General features: G+C 74.2%; 24 protein-coding genes and 2 pseudogenes. 15 read left to right on the top strand and 11 right to left on the bottom strand.

Going from position 1 to position 24,639, the window contains the following annotated elements; translation table 11 throughout:
- Window positions 1-97: 97 nt before the first annotated feature.
- Window positions 98-955: pseudogene (locus tag AB0E96_RS18780) on the bottom strand (alpha/beta fold hydrolase); the annotation flags it as partial.
- Window positions 956-1,121: 166 nt separating this feature from the next.
- Complete coding sequence (locus AB0E96_RS18775) at window positions 1,122-1,727, bottom strand: hypothetical protein (protein WP_359824794.1); 606 nt, start codon at window positions 1,725-1,727, stop codon at window positions 1,122-1,124.
- Between the two features lie 231 nt (window positions 1,728-1,958).
- Here AB0E96_RS18775 and AB0E96_RS18770 point away from each other — a divergent pair, with 231 nt between their 5' ends.
- On the top strand, window positions 1,959-3,128 hold the full coding sequence (locus AB0E96_RS18770) for a serine hydrolase domain-containing protein (protein WP_359824799.1): 1,170 nt from the start codon (window positions 1,959-1,961) through the stop codon (window positions 3,126-3,128).
- A gap of 93 nt (window positions 3,129-3,221) precedes the next feature.
- Here the strand turns inward: AB0E96_RS18770 and AB0E96_RS18765 are convergent, their stop codons facing one another.
- The gene (locus tag AB0E96_RS18765; protein ID WP_359824792.1) at window positions 3,222-3,455 is read right to left on the bottom strand and encodes a hypothetical protein; all 234 of its coding nucleotides are present in this window, start codon (window positions 3,453-3,455) and stop codon (window positions 3,222-3,224) included.
- A 293-nt stretch (window positions 3,456-3,748) separates the two neighbouring features.
- On the opposite strand from AB0E96_RS18765, the gene AB0E96_RS18760 reads away from it, so the two are divergent.
- Window positions 3,749-5,260: a histidine kinase gene (locus AB0E96_RS18760; protein WP_359824789.1), complete on the top strand. Its 1,512-nt coding sequence runs from the start codon at window positions 3,749-3,751 to the stop codon at window positions 5,258-5,260.
- 91 nt (window positions 5,261-5,351) lie between these two features.
- On the top strand, window positions 5,352-6,056 hold the full coding sequence (locus tag AB0E96_RS18755) for a response regulator transcription factor (RefSeq protein WP_359824787.1): 705 nt from the start codon (window positions 5,352-5,354) through the stop codon (window positions 6,054-6,056).
- 234 nt (window positions 6,057-6,290) lie between these two features.
- Here AB0E96_RS18755 and AB0E96_RS18750 read toward each other — a convergent pair.
- Window positions 6,291-6,515: pseudogene (locus AB0E96_RS18750) on the bottom strand (phosphatase PAP2 family protein); the annotation flags it as partial.
- A 34-nt stretch (window positions 6,516-6,549) separates the two neighbouring features.
- Here AB0E96_RS18750 and AB0E96_RS18745 point away from each other — a divergent pair.
- Window positions 6,550-6,729 carry a hypothetical protein gene (locus tag AB0E96_RS18745; protein ID WP_359824801.1) on the top strand — a complete coding sequence of 60 codons (180 nt, stop codon included), beginning with the start codon at window positions 6,550-6,552 and terminating at the stop codon, window positions 6,727-6,729.
- Window positions 6,730-7,069: 340 nt separating this feature from the next.
- Window positions 7,070-7,663, top strand: coding sequence for an alpha/beta hydrolase (locus AB0E96_RS18740; RefSeq protein ID WP_359824784.1), 594 nt, complete (start codon window positions 7,070-7,072; stop codon window positions 7,661-7,663).
- A 72-nt stretch (window positions 7,664-7,735) separates the two neighbouring features.
- On the opposite strand, the gene AB0E96_RS18735 is transcribed toward AB0E96_RS18740, so the two are convergent.
- The 3 genes from AB0E96_RS18735 to AB0E96_RS18725 are packed head-to-tail and all read right to left on the bottom strand — an operon-like array spanning window position 7,736 to window position 9,716.
- Window positions 7,736-8,152, bottom strand: coding sequence for a type II toxin-antitoxin system VapC family toxin (locus tag AB0E96_RS18735; protein WP_359824782.1), 417 nt, complete (start codon window positions 8,150-8,152; stop codon window positions 7,736-7,738).
- On the bottom strand, window positions 8,149-8,442 hold the full coding sequence (locus tag AB0E96_RS18730; RefSeq protein ID WP_359824780.1) for a type II toxin-antitoxin system prevent-host-death family antitoxin: 294 nt from the start codon (window positions 8,440-8,442) through the stop codon (window positions 8,149-8,151). Before AB0E96_RS18730 ends, AB0E96_RS18735 begins: the two co-directional genes overlap by 4 nt.
- 53 nt (window positions 8,443-8,495) lie before the next feature.
- On the bottom strand, window positions 8,496-9,716 hold the full coding sequence (locus AB0E96_RS18725) for an MFS transporter (protein ID WP_359824778.1): 1,221 nt from the start codon (window positions 9,714-9,716) through the stop codon (window positions 8,496-8,498).
- A 78-nt stretch (window positions 9,717-9,794) separates the two neighbouring features.
- Here AB0E96_RS18725 and AB0E96_RS18720 point away from each other — a divergent pair, with 78 nt between their 5' ends.
- The gene (locus tag AB0E96_RS18720) at window positions 9,795-10,157 is read left to right on the top strand and encodes a MerR family transcriptional regulator (RefSeq protein ID WP_359824775.1); all 363 of its coding nucleotides are present in this window, start codon (window positions 9,795-9,797) and stop codon (window positions 10,155-10,157) included.
- A gap of 84 nt (window positions 10,158-10,241) precedes the next feature.
- Complete coding sequence (locus AB0E96_RS18715) at window positions 10,242-11,087, top strand: alpha/beta hydrolase (RefSeq protein WP_359824773.1); 846 nt, start codon at window positions 10,242-10,244, stop codon at window positions 11,085-11,087.
- 176 nt (window positions 11,088-11,263) lie between these two features.
- Here AB0E96_RS18715 and AB0E96_RS18710 read toward each other — a convergent pair whose 3' ends face one another.
- Window positions 11,264-12,622 carry an MFS transporter gene (locus AB0E96_RS18710; RefSeq protein WP_359824797.1) on the bottom strand — a complete coding sequence of 453 codons (1,359 nt, stop codon included), beginning with the start codon at window positions 12,620-12,622 and terminating at the stop codon, window positions 11,264-11,266.
- A gap of 234 nt (window positions 12,623-12,856) precedes the next feature.
- Between AB0E96_RS18710 and AB0E96_RS18705 the strand changes: the two genes are divergently transcribed.
- Window positions 12,857-13,813, top strand: coding sequence for a helix-turn-helix transcriptional regulator (locus tag AB0E96_RS18705; protein ID WP_359824771.1), 957 nt, complete (start codon window positions 12,857-12,859; stop codon window positions 13,811-13,813).
- 41 nt (window positions 13,814-13,854) lie between these two features.
- On the opposite strand, the gene AB0E96_RS18700 is transcribed toward AB0E96_RS18705, so the two are convergent.
- Both AB0E96_RS18700 and AB0E96_RS18695 read right to left on the bottom strand, forming a co-directional pair.
- Window positions 13,855-14,244, bottom strand: coding sequence for a hypothetical protein (locus AB0E96_RS18700; protein WP_359824769.1), 390 nt, complete (start codon window positions 14,242-14,244; stop codon window positions 13,855-13,857).
- Window positions 14,241-14,852, bottom strand: coding sequence for a hypothetical protein (locus tag AB0E96_RS18695; protein ID WP_359824767.1), 612 nt, complete (start codon window positions 14,850-14,852; stop codon window positions 14,241-14,243). The genes AB0E96_RS18700 and AB0E96_RS18695 overlap by 4 nt, the downstream gene beginning before the upstream one ends.
- A gap of 135 nt (window positions 14,853-14,987) precedes the next feature.
- Here AB0E96_RS18695 and AB0E96_RS18690 point away from each other — a divergent pair, with 135 nt between their 5' ends.
- The 6 genes from AB0E96_RS18690 to AB0E96_RS18665 all read left to right on the top strand — a co-directional run bounded on the left by AB0E96_RS18690 (window position 14,988) and on the right by AB0E96_RS18665 (window position 23,081).
- Window positions 14,988-16,202, top strand: a complete 1,215-nt coding sequence (locus AB0E96_RS18690) for a histidine kinase (RefSeq protein WP_359824765.1) — start codon at window positions 14,988-14,990, stop codon at window positions 16,200-16,202.
- Window positions 16,190-16,834, top strand: a complete 645-nt coding sequence (locus AB0E96_RS18685) for a response regulator transcription factor (RefSeq protein ID WP_359824762.1) — start codon at window positions 16,190-16,192, stop codon at window positions 16,832-16,834. Before AB0E96_RS18690 ends, AB0E96_RS18685 begins: the two co-directional genes overlap by 13 nt.
- Before the next feature lie 2 nt (window positions 16,835-16,836).
- Complete coding sequence (locus AB0E96_RS18680) at window positions 16,837-17,739, top strand: DUF4097 family beta strand repeat-containing protein (RefSeq protein WP_359824761.1); 903 nt, start codon at window positions 16,837-16,839, stop codon at window positions 17,737-17,739.
- A gap of 88 nt (window positions 17,740-17,827) precedes the next feature.
- Window positions 17,828-18,997 (top strand): tRNA dihydrouridine synthase DusB, encoded by a 1,170-nt coding sequence (gene dusB / locus AB0E96_RS18675; protein ID WP_359824759.1) that lies wholly within the window; start codon window positions 17,828-17,830, stop codon window positions 18,995-18,997.
- Between the two features lie 562 nt (window positions 18,998-19,559).
- Window positions 19,560-22,268: a pyruvate, phosphate dikinase gene (gene ppdK, locus AB0E96_RS18670; protein WP_359824757.1), complete on the top strand. Its 2,709-nt coding sequence runs from the start codon at window positions 19,560-19,562 to the stop codon at window positions 22,266-22,268.
- Between the two features lie 279 nt (window positions 22,269-22,547).
- Window positions 22,548-23,081, top strand: coding sequence for a ribonuclease (locus tag AB0E96_RS18665; protein WP_359824754.1), 534 nt, complete (start codon window positions 22,548-22,550; stop codon window positions 23,079-23,081).
- Between the two features lie 96 nt (window positions 23,082-23,177).
- On the opposite strand, the gene AB0E96_RS18660 is transcribed toward AB0E96_RS18665, so the two are convergent.
- The gene (locus AB0E96_RS18660) at window positions 23,178-24,173 is read right to left on the bottom strand and encodes a hypothetical protein (RefSeq protein ID WP_359824753.1); all 996 of its coding nucleotides are present in this window, start codon (window positions 24,171-24,173) and stop codon (window positions 23,178-23,180) included.
- A gap of 111 nt (window positions 24,174-24,284) precedes the next feature.
- On the opposite strand from AB0E96_RS18660, the gene AB0E96_RS18655 reads away from it, so the two are divergent.
- The gene (locus AB0E96_RS18655; protein WP_359824750.1) at window positions 24,285-24,551 is read left to right on the top strand and encodes an ADP-ribosylglycohydrolase family protein; all 267 of its coding nucleotides are present in this window, start codon (window positions 24,285-24,287) and stop codon (window positions 24,549-24,551) included.
- Window positions 24,552-24,639: the final 88 nt, after the last annotated feature.

The raw sequence follows: 24,639 nt of genomic DNA, 5'->3' as shown, positions 1-24,639 counted from the left end.
GACGCCGATCAGCAGGCTGTGCCGCTCGCCGGGCCCGAGGCCGGTCAGCTCGCGGTACCACTGCAGCAGCGCGCCGAGCGCGGGCTCGGTGACGGAGGAGTTCGGCGATCTCCGCCAGGACCCGGGCCGCCGGCGCCGGGGCGACCAGCCACTTCAGGTGGCTGCCGGGGAGCGTCCGGACGTCGTAGGGGTTCTCCGGGGTCAGCGCGTCGCCCTCGCGGATCATCCGGTCCTGCATGGCGAGCGGCACGCTGGTGTCCTCGGTCAGCCGGACGTACGACTTGGGGATCCGGCCCCAGCTGTCGGCCTGAGCCCGGTCCTCGGGCGTGCCGGCGTCGAGGTTCTCGTCGGGCTGGAAGGCGTTGAGGAAGACCAGGAACTCCTCGTCCGTCCCGTCGGCGAGGAAGGCCGCCTTGAAGGTCGCCAGCACCTCGGGGTCGGCGGTGCGGAAGTTGACGCGCAGCAGCCCGAGTTCGGCGGGGTTCCCGACCATCGCCGCTGCCAGCCCGGCGGCGTCGACCGTGGCCATCTCGGGCTCGGCGTAGTAGCCGGCGACGTCGAGGTCGACGGGGGCCCAGGCCGAGACGTAGACGATCCGGTCGATCAGGTCGGGACGCCGGTTGGCCGCGACGGTGGCCGTCAGGCCCCCGCGGCTGTGCGAGACGAGGACGACGGGCCCGTTCCGCTTGGCCCGCTCCAGTATCCCGATGAGGTGCGAGACGTTGTCGGCGAGGGTGACGCCCTTGATGGCCCCGGGGGTGGTGGCGAGCCCTTCGGGGTCCTGCGGCGCCTGGTAGGCGCGCGGGTACGTCGCCGCGAAGCCGTGCCCCGGGAGGTCGACGGCGACGGAGCGGTGGCCGAGGAGGCCGAGTTCGGCCTGGAGCGGCGCGAAGGAGAAGGAGTTCGCGAAGGCTCCGTGAACCAGGACGAAGGTGGGTTGCATCTGTCTGCTCACTTTCTGGTCTCCCCGCCGCGAGGGGCGCCGCGGAGGACGTCCTCGGGCGCGGCGGGCGCCGGCGGTCGAGCGCGGGGCGTACGAGGGAGGCCCGCGAACGGCTGCCCGGCTGTCCGGTCGCCCGGCTGTTCCGACGGGCCACAGTACCGAGGGAAAGATCATCGCACTAGCTCGTCGTCGTGGGGCACTCCTCGGTGCGGCACCGCCCGGCGCACCCCGCGGTGTGCCGCTCGTCGGGCCAACGGCCCTCCAGGTGCAGCCGGATGAGCGCGGCGTGGGACAGCGGGCTGCCGGGGTCGGCGACGTCGCCGTTGGTGGTGTGGTCCAGGAGCACGACGTGCTCCTTGCCCCGGAGCCGTTCGACCAGGTCGGCGACGCGGTGTTCGAGGACCCAGCGGTAGGCCGGCAGGTAGATCCGGCGGCGGGCCGCCTCGTAGGACAGCAGCCGGTCGCCGTGCGGACCGGTGCGGTGGCCCTGGACGGGGCCGAACCGGCGCACCGTCCGCTTGAGGCCCCTCATCGAGGTGACGCGCAGCTTGGCGAGGTCGACGTCGCTGTCCGGGAAGACCTTGAGGGCCTGCCAGATGCCTTCCACCGACTGGCTGGTCACGCCCTCGCCGTAGGGCACGGGGATGCCGCCGTGCGGGTAGAACGGGCTCAGCCGCACCCAGGGGTCCGGCGCCCCGGAGGTGACGTCGATGATCTCCGCGCCGGGGAACGCGGCCTCCAGCGAGGCCGTCGTGCGGCGGCGGCCGGCGACGTGGATCGGCATCCGGGGGCTCCCTCTCTCGGTGGCACGGACCACCGAGTGTCCCCGGTGCCACCGACATTCCGGCCGGGGCCGTGCACCCGGAGACCCTGGTGGACGAGGGAACGGGGGCTCCCTCGATCGGGGGAGGCCGGTGATTCCCCGCGCGACCAGACTGGCGGACGTGACCAGGGGCTTCCCGCCCCGCCGCGATTCCGGAGGAGTTGACCCGTGCATCGTCCGCACGTCCGCCACATGGCACTCGCCCTCACGCTCTCGACCGCCGTGGCCGTCGGGGCCCTGACACCGTCCGCCGCGTCGCCCGCGTCCGCCGCACCGGCCGTACTCGCCGCGTCCGTCGCGTCCGCCGTGCCCGCCGTGTCCGCCGTGTCCGCACCGGACGGTGTGCAGCAGGGGCTGAACGCGCTGGTGCGGACGGACGGGGTGCCTGGCGCGCTCGCGACCGTCCGGGACGGGCGGGGGCGGAGCCGCGACTACACCGCCGGCGTGGGGGACCTGGCCACCGGCGCCGCCGTTCCCGCCGGCGGGCAGGTGCGGATCGGCAGCAACACCAAGACCTTCACCGCCGTCGTGGTGCTCCAACTGGTGGGGGAGGGGAAGGTCGACCTCGACGCCCCCGTCGACACCTACCTTCCCGGTGTGGCCCGCGGCGAGGGCGTCGACGGGCGAGGCGTCACCGTCCGGCAGCTCCTCCAGCACACCAGCGGCCTGCCCGACTACGAGGGCCTGCTGGACGAAGCCTCGCTCCGCTCCCGGTACTTCGAGCCCAGGGAACTGGTGGACCTCGCCCTGCGGCAGCCGCCCGTCTTCGACCCCGGGGCGCGGTTCGGCTACAGCAGCACCAATTACGTGCTGGCCGGCCTGATCGTCCAGCGGGTGACCGGCCGGCCGCTCGCCGAGGAGATCGACCGGCGGATCGTCCGGCGCCTCGGGCTGCGGCACACCTCCTTCCCGGCCGTGGGCGACCGGACGATCCGGGAGGCCCACCCCAGGGGCTACCGCAGGGACTCCGCCGACGGGCCGCTGACCGACTTCACCGAGATGGACCCGTCGGCGGGCTGGGCGGCCGGGCAGATGATCTCCACCACCGCGGACCTCAACCGCTTCTTCGGCGCCCTGCTGGTTCCGGACCGCCTGCTGCCCTCGGCCCAACTCGCCCAGATGCGCACCACGGTGCCGATCGGCGGCGACTCCGGTGCCGGCGCCGGACTGGGGATCATCAGCCGGCCGCTGTCCTGCGGCGGGGTCTACTGGGGGCACGGGGGCGACATCCCGGGCTACGAGACCCGGGGCGGTGCCACCGACGGCGGGCGCGCCGCGAACATCGCGGTGACCACCGTCCCGGCCGACTACGCCGTCACGCGGCACCTCGAGGACGTCGTCGACGCCGCCCTGTGTCGCTGAGGCTCTATCAGCCGACGTGCGGGCACGCGGGCATGCGGGCATGCCAGCGACGGGCATCGGGAGGCGGGCATCGGGCGGCGGGCCGAGGACGGGTCAGGAGCGGTGGTGGTTCCCCTCGTCGCCGATGACGCCGTTGCCGTGGTGGACGGACACGCTGGAGTACGTCGCCCGCATGCGCGCGGCGTGGGCGGTCCGCCGCTGTTCGATCAGCAGCCCCTCGGCGTCGTCGAACCGGTGCCGCCGAGCGCGTTCCCGGAGCACCAGGAAGGCCGTGGCGCCGACGACGATGGCGACGAGTGCGAACAGGAACACCATGACGAGGAGCATGACGTCACCTTCCCCCGGTTCGAGTGCGTCCGGCTTTTATCTCACGGAAGGCCGGTGAGCGCACCCTGCTCCTCGTGACCGTGGGACGGCCGCCCTGGGCCCCGGGCGCGGACGAACTCCGGCTCCGCCGGCCCGGACAGGTCGGTTCCGGCCGCCGTGAGGTGCGGCCGGGCCGCCTGCGCCGGGTCCGGCCGGCAACGGCGGCCCGGCACGGCGGGCGTGCCTCGGGCACCCCGCGCAGGCATGACTTTCGACAGATCCGGTTCGATGGTCCCCCTCGTAGGGTCGTGGGCATGCGGATGAGTGGGGCGGCGCTGCCCGCGGTGGCGGCGGTGTGTATCGGGCTGAGCGTCACGAGCCTCTGGTGGGCGCTGCCGGCGGTCGGGATCTCCTTCCTGGCCGGGCTGCGGACGGAGCGGGTACGGCCGGCGGCCGTGGTGTTCGCCGTCCTGGTCTCGGCCGGGGTGCTGGTGGTCGGGTCGGCGCCCGCCTGGATCGTTCTGGGCCTGCGGTTCGTCGCCCTCGCCGTGAGCACCGGCATGGGGCCGTGGCTGCTGGGCCGGTTCTGGCGGCAGTCGCAGGAGCTCGTACGGGCCGGCTGGGAGCGGGCCGAGCGGCTGGAACGCGAGCGGCAACTCGTCGCCGAGCAGGCGCGGCTGCGCGAGCGGGCCCGGATCGCCCAGGACATGCACGATGCCCTCGGGCACGACCTCAGCCTGATCGCCCTGCGTGCCGGGGCCCTCAAGCTCGCCCCCGACCTGGCCCCGCCCCACCGGGAGGCGGCCCAGGAGATCCGGGCGGGTGCGGCGGCCGCCGTCGACCGGCTCGGCGAGGTGATCGGCATCCTGCGCGACGGGGAGGAGACCGGCGGTGCCACCCCCGCCGCCCACGGGCCGGCCGACTCGGACATCCCGCACCTGGTCTCCGAGGCGGTCGCGGCCGGACTGGACGTCCGCTCGGAGACCGTCGGCGAGCCGGGCGGGCTTCCGCGCGCCACCGAGCACGCCGCGTACCGGGTGGTGCAGGAGGCGCTGACCAACGCCGCCAAGCACGCGCCGGGAGCGGCCGTCACCGTGGAGGTGGCGTACTCGGCCGACGGTGCCCGTCTCCGGGTGGCCAACGGCCCGGCACCGGCACCGGCATCGGCACCGGCATCGGTGTCGCTGCCCGCGTCAACCACGCGCACCGCAACGCCCACCGCAACGCCCACCGGACCGTTCGCCGGCACCTCCGTCACGGTGCCCCCCGTGTCGCCCACCGGTGGCCGCGGCCTGGTCGGGCTGGCCGAACGGGTCCGCCTCGCGGGTGGCACCTTCGCCCACCGGGCCTGCCCGGACGGCGGGTTCGAGGTCGTGGCCGACCTGCCGCGCCGTGCCGCCGGGCCCGCCCTGCCGCTGTCCGCCGCCCCGCCCTCGCCGGTGCGCGAGCTGCGGCGGGCCCGGCGCAGGGTGGGCCGGACACTGGCCGCCGTGGTGCTCGTCCCGCTGGTGACGGCCGTGCTGCTGATCGTGGCGCTGCGAGTATGGACGCTCTACGTGGTCAGCCAGTCGGTGTTGGGCCCGGAGGTCTACGCCTCCCTCCAGGTGGGGCAGGACCAGGCCGCGGTCGAGCGACTGCTGCCCGGCCACCGGCTGCCGTACCTCCCGCCGAGCGTGCCGTCGACGCCCGCGCCGCCGACGGGGGAAGGGGTCTCGTGTGCCTACTACGCCATCACCGCCCAACTGTTCGTGGACCGGGCCGGCGACGCCTACCGACTCTGCTTCCGGGACTCCCGACTGGTCTCGCGCGACGTGCTCGTCTCCTGACCACCCGCCGTACGACCACCCGCCGCAGGACCGCCCGCTGTACCTCCCCACCCGCACCACCTCCGCCCCGAGCGACCGACAGGAGCCGCCGATGACCACCGCACCGATCCGAGTGCTGCTCGCCGACGACGAGCCCATGATCCGTGCCGGACTGCGCGCCGTGCTCTCCACCGACCCGGGCATCGAGATCGTCGCCGAGGCCGGGGACGGCCGGGAGGCCGTCGAACTGGTTCGGCGCCACCGGCCGGACGTCGCCGTGCTGGACATCCGGATGCCCGGGACGGACGGCATCACGGCCGCTGCCGAGATCCGCCGGAACGGCCTGGCGACCGGAGTGCTCATGCTGACCACCTTCGGTGAGGACGACTACATCCTTCGCGCGCTCGGCGGCGGCGCGAACGGCTTCCTGATCAAGTCCGGCGAGCCGGAGGAACTGCTCGCCGGGGTGCGCGCGGTGGCGGGTGGGGCGGCCTACCTCTCACCCAAGGTGGCCGCCCGGGTGGTCGCCCACCTGGCCGCCACCGGCGCCGGCGGCCCCGCCGACCGGCGCGCCGGTGCCCGGGAACGGGTGGCCGCCCTGACCGCCCGGGAACGGGACGTGCTGACGTTGATCGCCGCCGGCCTGTCCAACGGTCAGATCGCCCGTCGGCTCGGGGTGGTGGAAGGCACCGTGAAGGCCCATGTGAGTTCCATCCTGGCCCGCTTGGGCGTGGCCAACCGGGCGGCGGCCGCCGTCCTCGCGCACGAGGCCGGGCTGACCCTCGGCGCGACCTGCGCGGGCGGCCCACGGGACTGAGGCCGCGGTGCCCGTGCCGGTGCCGGTGCCCGTGCCGACGCCCGGGCTCGCGCCCGTGCCGGAGCCGGCGCCCGAGTGCGATGCCGCCGGCGCCGCCGGTGCTGACAGCAGCGGCCCGAGGACGGGCACCCCGGTCAGGGCCGCCACGGCGGTGGCGGCCGCGGGCCGCAGGGCGAGGACGGCCGCCGCCGTGACCGTGCCACCGAGCACGGCACCGGCGAGCACGTCGTGCGGGTAGTGCACCCCGGCCGCCACCCGGAGGGCGGCCGTGGCGCCGCCGACGGGTATGACCAGCGGGGCCCAGCGCGGGCGCAGCAGCACCAGCCCCGTCGCGAGCGCGACGGCCAGGGTGGCGTGGTTGCTGGGGAACGACCAGTCGCCGGGCGGCGGGCACTCGGCGACCGCCCTGCCGGGCAGCCCGGCCAGTGCCCGGCAGGGCCGCTCCTCGTCGAGGACCACCTTCAGCACCTCGCTCGCCCCGTAGGCCAGCACCGTGCCCAGTCCGACCAGCGCCACCCCCGCGACCGCCCCGGCGGCCCGCCGGGTCCGGGCCGTCCACCAGCGGAGCGCCAGCAGGAACCCGAGCACCAGCAGCCCGACCTCGGTGGCCGGCTCCAGCAGCGAGGCCACCGCGGACGGGGCGTCGCCGACGGCCTCCGCCACCCGCCGGTAGCCGCCGGCCGACCACCCGGCCGACAGCCGCACGGGCCCGGCCCCGCCGCCCCGCTCCGGCGCGAGCCACGTCACCACCCCGGCCCCCGCGCAGAGCAGGGCCGCTGCCAGGACCGGCCTGCCCCGGGCGGCCGCCCTGCCCCGCCCGGCCGTACGGCCGGCCCCCGCCATGCCGCGCGGGCCGCCGTGCGTGGAGTTCCCGGTCTTCCCGTCCGTGTACGTCATGACCCGGACGGTAGAAGCCGAAGGGCCTTCTCCACCCGACCCGAAAGTCAGGTCACGACCATGACGATGGTCAGGGTTGACACCACCGAACGAGCCCGCGCGGATACCCTGCGCCCATGTCCGCCCGTGATCGGTCGAGCTTCCCCGCCCGCTTCGACGGCGACCCCGACCGGGTCGCGCTGATCGTCCCCGGAACCGGCTACTCGCCCGCCCGGCCGCTGCTGCACTTCGCCCGGTCCGTCCTCCTCCGACACGGCTGGACCGTCCAGGAGCTGTGGTGGCAACTCCCGGAAGGATTCGCCGAGTTCGCGATGACCGACCGGATCGCCTGGGTCGAGCGGCAGGTCGCCGGAGCCGTCGGGGCCGAGGGCGGCGCCTGCCGCCTGCTGGTCGGGAAGTCCCTCGCCTCCTTCGCCGCCTCCGTAGCCGCCGACCGGAACCTCCCGGCGGCCTGGCTGACCCCCGTCCTGACCGTCGACCACGTGGCCCGGGCCCTTCGCCGCGCCGGGGCGCCGACCCTCCTCGTCGGCGGCGCCGCCGACCGGCTGTGGGACGGCCCCGCCGCCGACGCGACCGGTCACGAGGTCCTCGAACTGCCCGGCGCCGACCACGGCCTCGAACTGCCCGGCGACCCGCTCGGCTCGGTCGACGCCCTGCGCCGGGTCGTCGCCCGACTGGACGGCTTCGCCGCCGCACTGGGCGGAGGGTGACCATCGGTCAGGAGGGTGCCCCGGCCCACGGCATCGGTCGTACCGTCGGGCGTGCCGGGGCCGTCGTGCTGCCTATCGGCCGTCGGCTGTCCGACCGGGCGAGACCACGGGCAGGTCCCGTTCCTCCGCCGCGTCGGCCAGTCTTTTGTCGTACGTGACGAAGGCCGTGAGCGCGTGTTCGAGGTGCTCGGCGCTGGCGAGATGGATCGCGTCGAGTGTACGGAGGTGCCGGGTTGGGAACAGGCACGCGGCCCTGAGGACGGGATCCGAGAGCCGGACGCGGAGCAGCCGATCGAGCAGGCCGGTCGACCTGACCAGCAGTTCGGGTGGCGCGCCAATTCGGATCAATGCGCGTGGCACCTCGACCTGGGCCAGTGCGCTGGTCGCATGCCCCTCGGCGCCGTGCGAGGAGAGAAACGTCCGTAGAGCGGTGGATTCGCTCTCGGGGATCAGGAGCTTGAGGATCGCGCAGGAGTCGAGGTAGATCAACGGTCCTCTTCCTCGCGCATGGCGATCAAGGCCTCGGAGGCTGACCCGAGCTCGACGCCCGCCTCGGGGAGGGGCCAGTCGGCCAGGCCGCGCGCGGTAGCGGCGTTCTCCGGGTCGATGGTGCCGTCGCGAACGAGGTCCTCCAGTACCCGTTGCTCGGGATCGGGCGGAGCGAGGACCGCGATCAGCCGCCCATTGCGGGTGATCTCGACGCGTTCGCCGGCCGCGACCCGGTCGATCAACTCGCTTGCGTGCTGTTGGAGCTGGCGGATGGGGACTCTGGCTGTCATACGACTCACGGTACGGCGGACCGTGCGTCGGCCGCGGGAAACGTGCGTCGATTTCACCCGGACGAGTGCCCGCGCCGCCCCGGAAACCCGTGCTGCCGTCCGCCGAGGGTGGTGGCCAGGGCGGCGGCCAGGAGGGCGAGGGCGGTCCAGGGCAGCGCGGCCGGGCCGGCGTGGTCGAGGAGGAGTCCGCCGGCCAGGCCGCCGACGGCGATGCCGAGGTTCCAGCAGGTGACGAGCAGCGACTGGGCGAGGTCCCCGGCAGGCCCGGCCGCGTCGGCGATCGCGGTCTGGAGGAGGGTGGCGGCGCCGCCGAAGCCCAGGCCCCAGAGCGCGGCGGCGGCGTAGGCGGGCCATCCGGTCGGGCCGAGCAGGGCGGCGGCGAGGAGCAGTGCCGCGGCGGCGAGCAGGACGGAGGCGGCGACGGTCAACGGGCGCAGGTGCCGGTCGATCAGGACGCCGGTGCCGAGGATGCTCACCAGCGCGGACAGCCCGATGACGAGCAGCACGGTGTCCGTCCGGCCGTCGAGCCCCAGCGGCGCGAGCAGCGCGGCGACGTAGGTGTAGAGGACGTTGTGGGCGAGCACGAAGGTCGCCGTGACGGCCAGGACGACGGCCACGCCCGGCGTCCGCAGCACCTGTCGGACGGGTGTGCGGGCCCGGTCGGCCCGCCCGGGCAGGTCAGGGAGGACGAGCAGCATCCAGCCGGTCAGTGCCACGGCGATCGCGCTCATCAGCCCGAAGGTGACCCGCCAGCCCACCAGGTCGGCCAGCAGGGTGCCGGCGGGGACGCCCACCGACAGGGCGACCGTCGAGCCGGCCATGGCGACGGCCATCGCGCGTCCGCGCTGCTCCGGCCCGACGACGGCCCGGGCGTACCCGGCCAGCAGCGCCCAGAGCAGCCCGGCGACCAGGCCGGCCGCGAACCGGGCGGCCATGGTGAGCGGGTAGCTCGGTGAGACGGCGGTGACGGCGTTGGCCGCGGCGAAGCCGCCGACGGCGACCAGCAGCAGCGGTTTGCGCGGCAGGCGCCCGGCGGCGGCGGTCAGCGGGACGGCGGCGGCGATGGAGCCGACCGCGTAGAGCGTGACGGACTGCCCGGCGGCGGACTGGCCGACGCCGAGGTCGGCGCTCATCGCGGGCAGGACCCCGGCGGGCAGGGCCTCGGTCATGATCGTGACGAATCCGCCGGTGCTCATGGCGAGCAGCGCGGGCCAGGGCAGTCCCGGCGCGGGGGCCACCGGCCGTCCGGGGGCGCGGAGTTCAGGAGTGGGCATGGGGCCGATGGTCTATCGTTGACATCCGTGTCAAGGTCCAGCCGGGGTGGCGCCGGCCCGGGGTGAGGGTGGTCACACATGCGCATCGGCGAACTCGCCCGGCGGACGGAGACCACGCCGCGGCTGCTGCGCTACTACGAGCAGCAGGGGCTGCTCACTCCCCGCCGCGAGGCGAACGGCTACCGGGCGTACGACGAGTACCTCGTGGACCGGGTGCTGCAGATCCGCGGGCTGCTGGACGCGGGCCTGCCGACCCGGATCATCAAGCAGGTCCTGCCCTGCCTGGACACCCCGCGGACGATCCACTTCGCCGACGCCACACCGGAGATGCTCGCCACCCTGGAGTCCGAGACGGACCGGATGACCCGCCGGATCCTGTGCCTGACGCGCAACCGGGACGCCATCCGGGAGTACCTGGACGTGGTCAAGAGCCTCTCCTGACCCGGCTCCCGGTTCGGGTGCGTCCGGTTCTCGTGCCCGCGGGGCTTGACCCTGCCACGGGTGTCAGGGTCGGAGGCTGCCGTCATGACCCACACGACCGGCTCCGCGATCCACCGCACCGCCTTCGGCGACGGCACCCCGATCCGCCACACCGCCTTCGGCGACGGCACCCCGATCGTCCTGATCCACGGCTACACCGTCGACCACCGCGTCCTGCTCCCGCTCGAACCCGCCTTCGCCGACCGCCCCGGCTGGCGGCGCCTCTACCTCGACCTCCCCGGCCACGGCGCCAGCCCCCGGCTGCCGGGCCCGACCTCGGCGGGCGCCCTGGCCGAGGCCGTCCACGGGTGGATCGAGGAGCGGGTCGGCCGACGGCCCTTCGCCGTGGTCGGGCAGTCCTTCGGCGGGCAACTGGCCCGGGCGGTGACCGCGCGGTTCGGCGAGCAGGTGCTGGGCTCGGCCCTGCTGGTGCCGGTGGTGCGCTGGGGCGCCGACCGGGCGCTGCCGCAGGAGACCGTGGTCGAGCGCGACGACGACCTCCTCGCCCGTCTCCCGGCCGCCGACCGCGAGCTGTTCCGGTACGTCATGGCGCGTCAGACCGTCGTGGGGTGGGGGCTCTTCGAGCGCTACGTCCGGCCCGGGTGGGAGGCGCACGACCGGGCGGCGGCCGCCGAGCTCGAAGCCGACTTCCTGCTGCCGCACTGGCCGGAGCACGGGGCCGCACCACACGTCGGCCACCACCTGCTGGTCACCACCCGCCAGGACGCCCTGGTCGGCTGGCGCGACCAGCTCGCCCTGCTCGACCACTACCCCCGGATGGCCGCCGCCGTCCTCGACGGCGTCGGCCACAACCCCCAGGTCGAGGCCGCCGGATCCGTCCGCACCCTGTTCGGCGACTGGCTCGACCGGCTCGAGCGCCCTTCGGCGTAGCCCTGCGACCCCCGCCCCCGGAGGCGCCGACAACGCCGACAACGCCTACAACGCCGACAACGCCGACGGCCCCGGAAGCCCCGACAACGCCGACGGCCCCGCGACCGGTCGTACCGGTCGCGGGGCCGCCGTTCACCGCTGCCGCCGTCGCCGGGGCGGGGCCGCGGAGCCCGGGCTCAGCCGATGGAGCGGGGGAGACGGGTGGTCAGGTAGAGGATGGTGAAGGAGCCGAGGAGCTGGATGCCCAGGCAGAGCGCGAGGGCGCGGTCCATGCCGAGGGCGGGGGAGAGGGAGAGGTAGAGGGTGCCGAGGGTGGCGACGCCGAGGGCGAGGCTGGACTGCTGGCCGGTGGCGAGGACGCCGCTGCCGACGCCGGCCCGGGCGGCGGGCACCTTGGCGAGGACGACCCGGAACAGCGGGGTGCCGATCAGGCCCTGCCCGATGCCGGCGAGGGCGACGCCCGGGGCCATCCGCAGCGGGGAGAAATGCGCCCCGTCGGCCAGCACGGTCAGGGCGAGGGTGGTGAGGCCGGCGGCCTGGACGACGGCGCCGGCGCTGAGCACCCGGCTGCCCCAGCGGCCGATCAGCCGCGGTCCGGCGAGCGAGGCGCCGAAGTAGCCGACCGCCATCGGGACGAGCGCCCAGCCGGCCGCGACCGGGCCGAGCCGCAGGCCCTGCTGGAGGGCGACCGCGATGACGAACATGAAGCCGCCGAAGCCCGCGAAGTAGGGGAGCGCGATGCCGAGGCCGCGCCGCATCTCCGGGATGCGCAGCAGGGACGGCGGCACCAGCGGGGTGTCGCCGCGCCGTTCGGCGCGGCGCTCGACGGTGGCGAAGGCGGCGGCGAGGAAGGGGAAGAGCGCCAGCAGCACCCAGGACCAGAGCGGCCAGCCGGCGGCGCGGCCCTCCATCAGCGGGATGAGCAGGGAGAGCAGGGCGGCGGTGAGCAGGGCGGTGCCGGGGACGTCGACCCGGGCGGCCGTGGTGGCCCGGCTCTCCGGGACGTAGCGGACCGCGAGCACCACGGCGAGCAGCGCGAACGGCACGTTCAGCAGGAACACCGAGCGCCAGCCGGTGCCGAACAGGTCGGCGGCGACGAGCATCCCGCCGAGCACCTGGCCGATCACCACCGAGATCCCGCCGACCGCGCCGTAGACGCTGAGCGCGCGTCCGCGCCGGGCGCCCTCGGTGGCGGCGGTGATGGTGCCGAGCACCTGGGGGATCAGCAGCGCGGCCGAGGCGCCCTGGGCGGCCCGGGCGGCGACCAGGGACCACGCGCCGGGGGCGAGGCCGCAGGCCAGCGAGGTGACGGCGAAGGCGAGGGCACCGACGACGAAGAGCCGGCGGCGGCCGTAGCTGTCGCCGAGGCGTCCGCCGAGGACGAGCAGGACGGCGAAGGCGATGCCGTAGCCGGCGGCGACGAGTTCCAGGACGGCGGGTCCGGCGGCCAGGTCGTGGTCGATGGTGGGCAGGGCGACGTTGACGATGAAGAAGTCGAGCATCGGCAGGAAGGCGCCGAGCAGGACGGTGACCAGCCCGGCGGTGCCGAGTGCGGCAGCGGGACCGGTGGGTCCCGTGGGTCCGGGAGCGGCGGTACGGGCGGCCGCGGTGCCCGGGGTGGTGGCGGTGCGGCTCGATGCGGGGGCGACGGCGAGTTGTTGGGTCACGGGTCCTACGATCCGCCGCGCCCTACCCTGGTACCAGAGTGTGGTTATCCAGGTATAAGAAGTACCTGGCAACAGGCTGGAGGCTGTCGCATGCTGGGGAGCATGAGCCTCGCCACGCCTCCCGCGCAAGCCCGCACCGGTTCGGCCGGCCCGTTTGGTTCGGCCCGCCCGCCTGGTTCCGCCGGTCCGGCCGCCGGCGGCAACGTCCGGCCGGCCGCCGGAACGCGCCCGGCCACCCCCGGCGAAGCCCGCCGGCACGAGCTGGCCGCGTTCCTGCGCAGCCGCCGCGAACGCCTGTCGCCCGAGCAGATGGGCCTGCCGATGACCGGCCGCCGCCGCACGCCGGGGCTGCGCCGGGAGGAGGTCGCGCAGCTCGCCGCGGTCGGGGTGACCTGGTACACGTGGCTGGAGCAGGGGCGGGACATCCAGGTGTCCACCCAGGTGCTGGACGCGGTGGCCCGGGCGCTGCTGCTGGACCCGAGCGAGCGCGCCCACCTGTTCACCCTGGCGGGCGCGGACGATCCGGCGCCGGTGAAGGAGTGCCCCTCGGTCACCCCGAGCGTGCGGCTGCTGCTGGAGCAGCTGGCGCCGTACCCGGCCGTGGTGCTCAACTCCCGCTACGACGTGCTGGCGTACAACGCCCAGTACACCGCGTTCGTCGGCGACCTCGACGAGCTGGCTCCCGAGGACCGCAACCTGATGTGGATGGCGTTCACGCCCTCGCGCTTCCGGGAGGTGCTGGTCGACTACCGCACCGAGCGCCTCGGCATGGTGGCCCGGTTCCGCTCGGCGATGGCCGACCACAGCGCGGATCCGGCCCGGAAGGCGCTGCTGGCCCGGGTGCTCAAGGCCTCGCCGGACTTCGCGGAGCTCTGGCAGCGGCACGACGTGATGCGTCCGGGCAATGGCGTCAAGCGCTTCCAGGTGCCCGGCGTCGGGCTGCTGAGCTGCGAGTACACCAACTTCTGGCTGAGTCCGCAGCTGGGCACCCGGATGATCACGTACACCCCGCTGGACGACGGGACCCGCGCCCTGATGGACCGGCTGCCCACCCGGTAGGAGACGGCCCGGGGCGGGGAACGGACGGGAACCGACCGGGCTCAGGCGACCCGCACCGCCGCGTCGCGCCCGAGCCGCAGGCACACCGCGGCGAGCGGCAGCTCGATGCAGAGGGCCATGACCAGCGCGGCGAGCACCGCGCGGCCCGGCCCGGCGCAGGCGATGTCGGCCAGCGCGTCGCCGGTGAGCAGCAGGGCCACCGCAGCACCCGCCCACAGCGCGGCGGGGCTGCGCCGGCGCAGCAGCGCGTCCAGCGAGAGCAGGGCGGCGAACTCGGTGAGGTCGAGCACGACCCACGGGGTCTCGTGGCAGGCGGCGAGGACCGCCAGCCAGGGCAGCAGCGCGACCGCGGCCAGGACGGGGAGCCGGGCGAAGCGCGCGGGCAGGGCGTTCGGAGGGACGGGGCGGGCGGTGAGGACGGCGGTGGTCATGCCGCACCCCGGCTCCGGTCGCGGTCCCGCACCCGCTCGAGCGGCAGCCGCTCGGCCACCCCGCCCGCCGGGTGTTCGACCCGCACCGCGTCGAACGGCCCCTCGGCCCAGGCCACCCAGAACCGCCCGGCCACGGTGACCGTCTCGGCCGCCGAACGGGCGCGGCGGAAGCGCCGCCGCCCGGTGAACACCACCGAGGGCACCGTGCCGTCGGCCGCCAGCCGGCCCCAGGCCAGCACGTGCCGGCTCCGCCCGGCGGTCGGGCAGTGCCGGGCCCCGCGCAGCAGGTGGGGGGTGAGCCGGGCGGCGACCAGGACGTCGGTCAACTCCCCGTACTGGTAGAGCTCCAGCGCGGCCCGGCCGCGGCCGGACACGACGCTGCGCAGCGACCAGGGCCCGGCCCCGGCCGGCAGCGCGCCCTCCGGCCGCACACCCTCAGACAGCGCGTCCTCCGGCAGCGCGTCCTCCGGCAGCGCGTCCTCCGGCAGCGCGTCCTCCGACAGAGCGTCCTCCGTCGGCTCCTGCCGCGGCGCCGGCGTTCCGGAGGCGGTCCCGGGGCCGGGCCGCCCGTGCGGCGGAGTGGCGGAGTGCGGTGCGGTGCTCGTCATGCCCTCAAGCCTCCTGCCGGGGCCCCCGTCCTGTCGGTGGTGCCGCGCACCGAATCGGGGGTGTAGCTAGATACACCCCCTTTGGGAACCCCCCTTCATGGTGGTGCGTGATCACGGGGCCCTACGCTGTCCGCCATGCCCTCCACCACGCTGCGCCGAGCGCTCGTCAGGAGCCTCCGGCGCCCACCGTGGTCGCCCGAGGCCTGGCGGGACGTCCGCTTCATAGCCGCCGGCGCGCCCATGGCGCTGCCGGTCTGGCTGGCCGTCACCGAGTCGCGGCTGCTCTTCCCTGTGCTCGCCGCCGTGCTGGCCGGCGCTCGCCCGCTCACCGCCGTGCAGCGCGGCCGGCTGCGCGCCCTGCGCGGGGTCGAGGTGCCGCCGCTGCGCCCGCCGACGGGCCGTCAGCGCTGGCTGCTGGGGGCGACCTGGCGGCAGGTCCTCCACCACCTGGTGGCCGGCCCGCTGCTGGCGGCGGCCGCGCTGGTGGTGGTGTACGCCTGGGCGGCCGGCGTGGTGCTGGCCACCGTGTACGGCTGGATCTGGCTGCTGCCCGCCGGCACCGCGCTGCGCTCGGGCCTGGCCGGGGAGGACGTCCTGCTCACCCTCGGCGGGGTGCTGCTGCTGGCGGTGCTCCCGACGGCGGGCACCCAGCTGGCCCGGCTGGACGTCTGGGTGGCCCGGCGGCTGCTCGGCCCGGACCGGGCGGAGGCGCTGGAGCGGCGGGTCGAGGAGATCGCCGAGAGCCGGGCCGGGCTGGTCGACGCGGTGGACGCCGAGCGCCGCCGGATCGAGCGCGACCTGCACGACGGCGCCCAGCAGCGGCTCACCTCCCTCGCGATGAACCTGGGACTGGCCCGGCGCACCCTCAAGGAGGTGCCGCCGGAGGTGATGCAGGTGATCGTCGACGCGCACGAGGAGGCCCAGGCGGCCATCGACGAGCTGCGCGACCTGGTCCGCGGCCTGCATCCCGCCGTCCTGGAGGACCGCGGTCTGGACGCGGCGCTGTCCGGCGTCGCCGCCCGCGCCCCGCTGCCGGTGCGCCTGGACGTCGACCTCTCCGAGCAGGTCGCCCCGACCGTCGAGGCGGTCGCCTACTTCACCGTCTCCGAGGCGCTCACCAACGTGGCCAAGCACGCCAGGGCCCGCCGCGTCGACCTCTCGGTGCGGACGACCGGCGGCCGGCTGCGCCTGGTCATCAGCGACGACGGTGTGGGCGGCGCGGACCCCTCGCGCGGCACCGGGCTCACCGGTCTGCGCAAGCGCGCCGCCTCCGTCGACGGCACGCTGTCCGTTCTCAGCCCCCTCGGGGGGCCCACCACCATCACCGTGGAGTTGCCGTGCGTGCTGTGATCGCCGAGGACTCGGTCCTGTTGAGGGTCGGCCTGGTCAAGGTCCTGGAGGCGGTGGGCTTCGAGGTGGTGGCCGCCGTCGGGGACGCCACCGAACTGCTGGCCGCCGTGGAGCGGCACCTCCCGGACGTGGTGGTGGCCGACGTCCGGATGCCCCCGGGCTTCAGCGACGAGGGGGTGAAGGCGGCGATGGTGATCCGCCGGCAGTGGCCGGACACCGCCGTCCTGCTGCTCTCCCAGTTCGTGGAGGAGCGCTACGCCGCGGACCTGCTGGCGACCAACACCAGCGGTGTGGGCTACCTGCTCAAGCAGCGGGTGGCCAACGTCGACGACTTCGTGGACGCGCTCCAGCGGGTCGCCGAGGGAGGCACCGCGCTGGACCCGGAGGTGGTCGCCCAGCTGCTGGTGCGCCGCCACCGGGACCCGCTGGAGAAGCTGACCCCGCGCGAGCGCGACGTGCTCTCCCTGATGGCGGAGGGCCGGTCCAACGCGGCGATCGCCGGCTCGCTGGTGGTGAGCGACAGCGCGGTGGCCAAGCACATCAACTCCATCTTCACCAAGCTGGACCTGCCGCCGGCCGAGGACAGCCACCGCCGGGTGATGGCGGTGCTGCGCTTCCTGGAGGTCGGGTAGCGGTGAAGGGGGCGAAGGCCTGGAGGGTCACCGGGACGGTCGTGATCGTCCTGGTCATGATCGGCGCCGGACTGCAGACCTGGTCGATGGCGGTGCAGCAGCGCACCAGCACCAGCCGGCCGTACGACCGGGCGATCCACCGGCTCCAGTTGGAGACCGGAAACGCCTCGGTCCGGGTGCGGGCGGGGCGGGAGGGCCATGTGGTGGTCCGGCAGAGCCTGGACTGGCTGGTGCGCAAGCCGGTGGTGTCCACCGTCTTCGACGGCGACGTGCTCACGGTCGGGCTGCAATGCCGGCTGGTGCTGCCGCTCGTGGACCTCGGCTGCGGCGCCGAGATCGAGCTGGAGGTGCCGGCCGCGACGGAGGTGTCCGGCTCGGTGGGCTCCGGTTCGGTCCAGGTGGAGGGGCTGAGCGGGGACGTGCGGGTGGAGCTCACCTCCGGCCAGCTGCTGCTGTCCGACACCTCCGGGAACGTGACCGTGCACGGCACCTCCGGGTTGGTGCTGGGCACCAACCTGAGCATGGGGCGGGTGGCGGCGCGGTTCACCTCGGGCTCGGTGCAGCTGGGCTTCGCGAGGATCCCGCGCGAGGTGGACGCCACGGCCACCTCCGGCTCGGTGGAGCTGACCCTGCCGAAGGACAGCCGGTACGCCGTCTCCAGCGAGATCGGCAGCGGCAGCGGCCGGATCGACACGGAGCTGGTGGACTCCGCCAGCCCGAACCGGCTTCACGCCGCGGTCACCTCGGGGGTGATCACCGTCGTCCCGTCGGCGTCCCCGCAGCCGGAGCTCCCGGAGCCGCCGGAGCCGTCGGAGCACCCGGAGCCGTCGTTCTCGCCGAGGCGGTCGGAGCACCCGGAACCCTCGTTCGCGCCGGAGTCCGCGCCACCGCCGTCGGCCCCGTAGCGGGGCGGCGTCCGGCGCGGGCGGAGGCCGCTCACCCGGGTGGGGGACAATGGAGAGTCCCGTCCCTTTCACCCGAGGTCAGCCGCGCATGACAGCCACGCCCGCACCCACCGCGTCCGACACCGAGTTCGCGCCGCTGGACATCGGCCCGATCCGGGTGTGGCCGCCCGTCGTGCTGGCGCCGATGGCCGGCATCACCAACGCGCCGTTCCGCACCCTGTGCCGCGAGCAGAGCGGCGGCAAGGGGCTGTACGTCTCGGAGATGATCACCACCCGGGCGCTGGTCGAGCGCAACGCCAAGACCATGCAGCTGATCAAGTTCGACCCGAGCGAGAAGCCGCGCTCGATCCAGCTGTACGGGGTGGACCCGTCGACCGTCGGCAAGGCCGCCCGGATGATCTCGGACGAGGGCCTGGCCGACCACATCGACCTCAACTTCGGCTGTCCCGTCCCGAAGGTGACCCGCAAGGGCGGCGGCTCGGCCCTGCCGTACAAGCGCAACCTGCTGCGCGAGATCCTGCGCGAGGCCGTCGCCAACGCGGGCGACCTGCCGGTGACCATGAAGATGCGCAAGGGCATCGACGACGACCACCTCACCTACCTGGACGCCGGCCGGATCGGCGCCGAGGAGGGCGTGGCCGCGATCGCCCTGCACGGGCGCACCGCCGCCCAGCACTACGGCGGGACGGCCGACTGGTCGGCGATCGCCCGGCTGCGCGAGTCCGTCCCGGCGCACATCCCGGTGCTGGGCAACGGGGACATCTGGTCGGCGGACGACGCGCTGCGGATGATGCGCGAGACCGGTTGCGACGGCGTGGTGGTGGGCCGCGGCTGCCTGGGCCGGCCGTGGCTGTTCAAGGACCTGGTCTCGATCTTCGAGGGCGACGTGGACTACGCCCGCCCCGACTTCGGCTACGTGGCCGCGGCGATGGTGCGGCACGCGCAGCTGCTCGGCGAGTGGCTGGGCGACGAGGCGCGCGGCGTGGTCGACTTCCGCAAGCACGTCGCCTGGTACACCAAGGGCTTCTCGGTCGGTTCCGAGCTGCGGGTGCGGCTCGCCGGCTCCTCCTCCTTGGCCGAACTGGCCGAAACCCTCTCCCAGGTGGAGCAGTCCCAGGGCTGGCCGGACGGTGCGGACGGCCCGCGCGGGCGGACCAGCGGCAACAACCGGGTGGTCCTGCCGGAGGGCTGGTTGGACGATCCGTATGACTGCGCCCGGCCGGGCGTTGACGCCGAATCGGACACCTCTGGCGGATGATCTATACGGTCTGGCGAAAACGGCCCTCCGGGGCCCCTGGCCACTAGGTCCCAGCCCTCTTGTCCATCCTGGACAAGAGGGCTCCTTTTCGGCACTCGACCGTCACGCAGCGGGCGCGTCCCGGAACGCAGTGCGACGATTGGCGGAGGCGGTCTACGCCCGACCCGTGAGATGCGCTGGTGACGCTTGCCACATACGGTGGGGACTGACGGCCGGTCAGTGGACGAAATGGACAGGTCGACTGTGAATCGCTTCCCGAAGCCGGTCGGCCGGTGATCGGCCGATCCGGGTGCAGGAAATCAAGCCGGGGCAACGCCATGGACCCGCGGTCGCTACGGTGCGTCCGGATCGTGCGATCTTCGGGCGTGCTTGTCTTCAAGAATTGAATGCGGGCTAGCGTCAGGCGGACGATTTCACCAACAGAGGTGAACGCCTTTATGTGCATTCGATCTAGCGGGTTACCGCTTGGTACCAGCCACGGGTGGCCCATTCAGGGCAGAGAAGTGCCTTCGAAATGGGTATGTTCTCCGGCGTCAGGGCAACCGTGTGAGGAGACCGAACCGTGCCGTCCCAGCAGAAGTTTGTTTACTCCTTCACCGAAGGAAACAAGGAGCTCAAGGACCTTCTCGGCGGCAAGGGTGCGAACCTGGCCGAGATGACCAACCTGGGCCTCCCCGTCCCGCCGGGGTTCACCATCACCACCGAGGCCTGCAAGGTCTTCCTGGAGACCGGCAGCGAGCCGTCCTCCCTGCACGAGGAGATCAGCGCCCACCTGGACGCCCTCGAGCAGGAGATGGGCAAGAAGCTCGGGCAGGCCGACAACCCCCTCCTGGTGTCGGTGCGCTCCGGCGCGAAGTTCTCCATGCCCGGCATGATGGACACCGTCCTCAACATCGGCCTCTCCGACGACTCGGTGGCCGGCCTCGTCGCCCAGTCCGGCAACGAGCGTTTCGCCTGGGACTCCTACCGCCGCCTGGTCCAGATGTTCGGCAAGACCGTGCTGGGCGTCGACGGAGAGCTCTTCGAGGAGGCCCTGGACGAGGCCAAGCACGCCAAGGGCACCGTCAACGACCTGGACCTGGACGCGGCCGACCTCCGGGCGCTGGTCGAGGTGTTCAAGGGCATCGTCGAGCGCGAGACCGGCCGGGCCTTCCCGCAGGACCCGCGCGAGCAGATGGACCTCGCGATCCACGCCGTCTTCCACTCCTGGAACGGCGACCGCGCCCGGCTGTACCGCCGCCAGGAGCGCATCCCGAACGACCTGGGCACCGCGGTCAACGTCTGCACCATGGTCTTCGGCAACCTCGGCGAGGACTCCGGCACCGGCGTCGCCTTCACCCGTGACCCCTCCACCGGCACCCAGGGCGTCTACGGCGACTACCTGTCCAACGCCCAGGGCGAGGACGTCGTCGCCGGCATCCGCAACACCCTGCCGCTGGCCGAGCTGGAGAAGCTCGACAAGAAGTCGTACGACGAGCTGATGGCGATCATGCAGAAGCTCGAGAACCACTACCGCGACCTCTGCGACATCGAGTTCACCATCGAGCGCGGCAAGCTCTGGATGCTCCAGACCCGCGTGGGCAAGCGCACCGCCGCGGCCGCCTTCCGGATCGCCGTCCAGCTCGTCGACCAGGGCCTGATCGACCTGGACGAGGCCCTGATGCGGGTCACCGGCGGTCAGCTCTCCCAGCTGATGTTCCCCCGCTTCGCCCCCAACGCCGAGTCGCAGCAGATCGCCTGGGGCCTGGCCGCCTCGCCGGGTGCCGCGATCGGCAAGGTCGTCTTCGACTCGTACACCGCGGTCAAGTGGTCCCGCTCCGGCGAGAAGGTCATCCTGGTCCGCCGCGAGACCAACCCGGACGACCTGGACGGCATGATCGCCGCCGAGGGCATCCTGACCTCGCGCGGCGGCAAGACCTCGCACGCGGCCGTGGTCGCCCGCGGCATGGGCAAGACCTGTGTCTGCGGCGCCGAGGAGCTGGAGGTCGACACCAAGGCCCGGCGCTTCACCACCGCCGACGGCCAGGTGATCCACGAGGGCGACGTCGTCTCGATCGACGGCGCCACCGGCAAGGTCTACCTCGGCGAGGTCCCCGTCCTGCCGTCCCCCGTGGTCGAGTACTTCGAGGGCACCCTGCACGCGGGCGCCGACGTCCAGGGCGGCCTGGTCCAGGCCGTCCACCGGTTGATGTCGCACGCCGACGGCCGCCGCCGGCTGGCCGTGCGCGCCAACGCCGACAACGCCGAGGACGGCTCGCGCGCCCGCCGCTACGGCGCCCAGGGCATCGGCCTGTGCCGCACCGAGCACATGTTCCTCGGCGAGGAGCGCCGCAAGGAGGTCGAGCACCTGATCCTGGCGGACAACGACAAGGACCGCGAGCTCGCACTCTCCACCCTGCTGCCGCTCCAGAAGGGCGACTTCCTGGAGCTCTTCCAGGCGATGGACGGCCTGCCGGTCACCGTCCGCCTGCTCGACCCGCCGCTGCACGAGTTCCTGCCGGACATCACCGAGCTGTCGGTGCGCGTCGCCCTCGCCGAGGCCCGCAAGGACCCGAACGAGAACGACCTGCGCCTGCTCCAGGCGGTGCACAAGCTGCACGAGCAGAACCCGATGCTCGGCCTGCGCGGCGTCCGCCTCGGACTGGTCATCCCCGGCCTGTTCGGCATGCAGGTCCGGGCCATCGCCGAGGCCGCCGCCGAGCGCAAGCTGGCCGGCGGGGACCCGCGCCCCGAGGTGATGATCCCGCTCGTCGGCACCGTCCAGGAGCTGGAGCTGGTCCGCGACGAGTGCGAGCGGGTGCTCGCCGAGGTCGCCCAGTCCACCGGCGTCCGGCTGGACATCAAGCTCGGCACCATGATCGAGCTGCCGCGCGCCGCGGTGACCGCCGGGCAGATCGCCGAGGCCGCCGAGTTCTTCTCCTTCGGCACCAACGACCTGACCCAGACGGTCTGGGGCTTCTCCCGGGACGACGTGGAGGCCTCCTTCTTCACCGCCTACCTGGAGAAGGGCATCTTCGGGGTCTCCCCGTTCGAGACCATCGACCGGGACGGCGTCGGCTCGCTGGTCAAGCACGCCGTCGAGGCCGGCCGGGCCACCCGCCCCGACCTCAAGCTCGGCGTCTGCGGCGAGCACGGCGGCGACCCGGACTCGGTCCACTTCTTCCACGAGGTGGGGCTGGACTACGTCTCCTGCTCCCCCTTCCGGATCCCGGTGGCGCGCCTGGAGGCCGGCCGCGCCGCCATCGAGTCGGCGGGCAGCGACTCGCGCTGAGGGAGGGAAGGCATCCCCTCCCTCACGCGCGGGTACGACTGACCGCTCCCCCTCCCTTCGGGAGGGCGTACACCGGAGCTCGGCGCAGGAGAACCGGCGTACGTGAAACGGCCGGGCGGGAACGGACAACGGCGTCCGTTCCACCCGGCCGTACGTCCGTGTCCGGCCGCCCCTCCGGGCCCGGAGCCGGGCGCCGGGCGCGCCGGGGACCGGCGGTGTGGCGGCGGCCACACGCGTAGCTCGCCCGGCGGGGCCCGGCCGCCTGCCAAGCTGGATCGCATGACCAACCGCAAGAACCCGCTCGTCGTCGTGGCCGTGCTGATCCTGGCGCTCGTCGCCGGGGTCGGGTACCTCCTCACCGACAAGGGGAGCAGCCACCCCAAGGCCGCCGCGAGCGCGACCGCCACCGCGGCTGCCCAGGCGTCCGGGTCCGCGGCCCCCAAGCCCTCGGCCCCCAAGCCGACCCCGCCCGCCGGCGGCGCCGGCACCACCCCGGCCCCGGCCGGCACCTGGGTGCCGACCGACCCGGCCATGGCCGACGTCTGCCGCACCAAGCTCCCCAGCCAGGCCGTGGACACCCTCACCCTGATCGCCAAGGGCGGGCCCTACCCGTACAGCCGCGACGGCATCGTGTTCGAGAACCGGGAGAGCCGCCTCCCCAAGAAGAGCGGCGGCTACTACCACGAGTTCACCGTGGTCACCCCGGGCTCCAACGACCGCGGCACCCGCCGGGTGGTGACCGGTGAAGCCGGTGAGCAGTACTGGTCCGCCGACCACTACGCCACCTTCCAGGAGATCGACTCCCGCTGCTGAGCGGGGCCGAACCCGGGGGCCGAACGCGGGGGCCGAACGCGGGGGCCGAACGCGGGGCCGTACGGCCCCGGAGGGGCCGCGGCGGCCGGGCGCCGCTCACCGTGCCCGCCGCCAGGTGATCCGGGGGTGCGGCGGGTGCGGGCCGGTGGTGACCATGGCGGTCAGCTCGTGGAGCACCGGGGCCGGGTCGCGGCGGAGCTGGGCCGGGGTGGTGCGCACCACCGGGAGCCCGGCGGCGGTGAGCCGGTTGGCGCGGGCGAGGCCCCGCTCGTGGTCGGCCGGGCGCAGGTGCCAGGCGCGGGAGTCGATCTCCAGGGCCACGCAGGCGTGCGGCCAGTAGGCGTCCGGGACGGCGAGGAAGCGGCCGTCCAGGAAGAGCACCGGGTTCCACAGCGGCTCCGGCAGCCCCGCGTGCGCCAGGACGTCGCGGGCCTCGCCCTCCACCACCGACCGCACCCCGGCCGTCAGGTCCTCCACCACCTCGGCCACCTGGGGCAGCCCGAGCGCGCCCGGCCGGGACAGCAACTGGTCGAGCAGCTCGCCGAGTTCGCAGTGCCGCCGCTGGACGGCCTCCGCGCACAGCGCCCGGAACCGGCGGCGCCCCGTCTCCCCCGGCGCGAGGTCCGCCAGCGCCCGGGCGACCGTGGTGCTCCACAGCCCGTCGTCCCGTTCGAAGCCGCCCGGCATCGCCCCCGAGGCCCGGTGGATCCGGACGAACTCCCTGTCCCCGACGCGTCGTTGACCAGGAATCAGGATGTCGACCGAGTGGAGGTCGGACGGGTGTCCGGCGCTCGGCAGCCCGGCCTCGGCGAGCACTGTCAAGCCGGTCAGCAGCACCTCCCCGGTCCGTGGCTCGCGGCCCTTCGGCGTCGCGTACGCCAGTGCGGCCCGCAGTTTCTGATGGAACGTCAGCCGACCGCTCTGGAGGCAGATCACCCGGGGCAGGACCTGTTGCCAGGGCCCGCCCGGCCGCAGCCGGTGGGCGATGGTGCCGGAGGGCACCCCGAGCCGGCGCAGCTGTGCCCGGGTGGCGATGTGCTGCTGGTCGGCGCCGAGCAGGGCGACCGGATCGAGGGGGTTTGCGCGGGTCATGCACCGGTGCCTGCCCGGCGGGATCGGGGGTATGCGAAACATCCCCCGTCGGTGGGGCGCGCGGTCACAGGTGTTGACGGAACGGCGGCCGAGCCGCTGAGCTGGAGCCATATGACCATTCCATCCACGCACGTCGGCCCCGCGTCGGACGCGCTCCTCGGCCTCTGCGTCGGCGACGCCCTCGGTGCCCAGTTCTTCGTCCCGGAGACCGCCCGGGCCCACCTCGCCGCCCGCACCGAACCCCCCGGCCCCTGGCCGTGGACCGACGACACCGAGATGGCCTGCTCGGTCCACGCCGCCCGCACCGAGCGCGGCGCGATCGACACCTTCGACCTCACCCACGCCTTCGCCCTGCGGCACGACTTCGACCGCGGCTAGAAGTCTGATGAAGATGTTGGGTTCTGGCCCCACTGCGTGAGCGGTGGGGCCAGACTCGTTTCGTGGCGATGGGGGAATGGGCCGGGGA

Source organism: Kitasatospora sp. NPDC036755, assembly GCF_040636595.1.
Classification (GTDB): domain Bacteria; phylum Actinomycetota; class Actinomycetes; order Streptomycetales; family Streptomycetaceae; genus Kitasatospora.
Note: the sequence above shows the minus strand (reverse complement) of the source record. Positions and strands in the feature narration are given on the sequence as shown.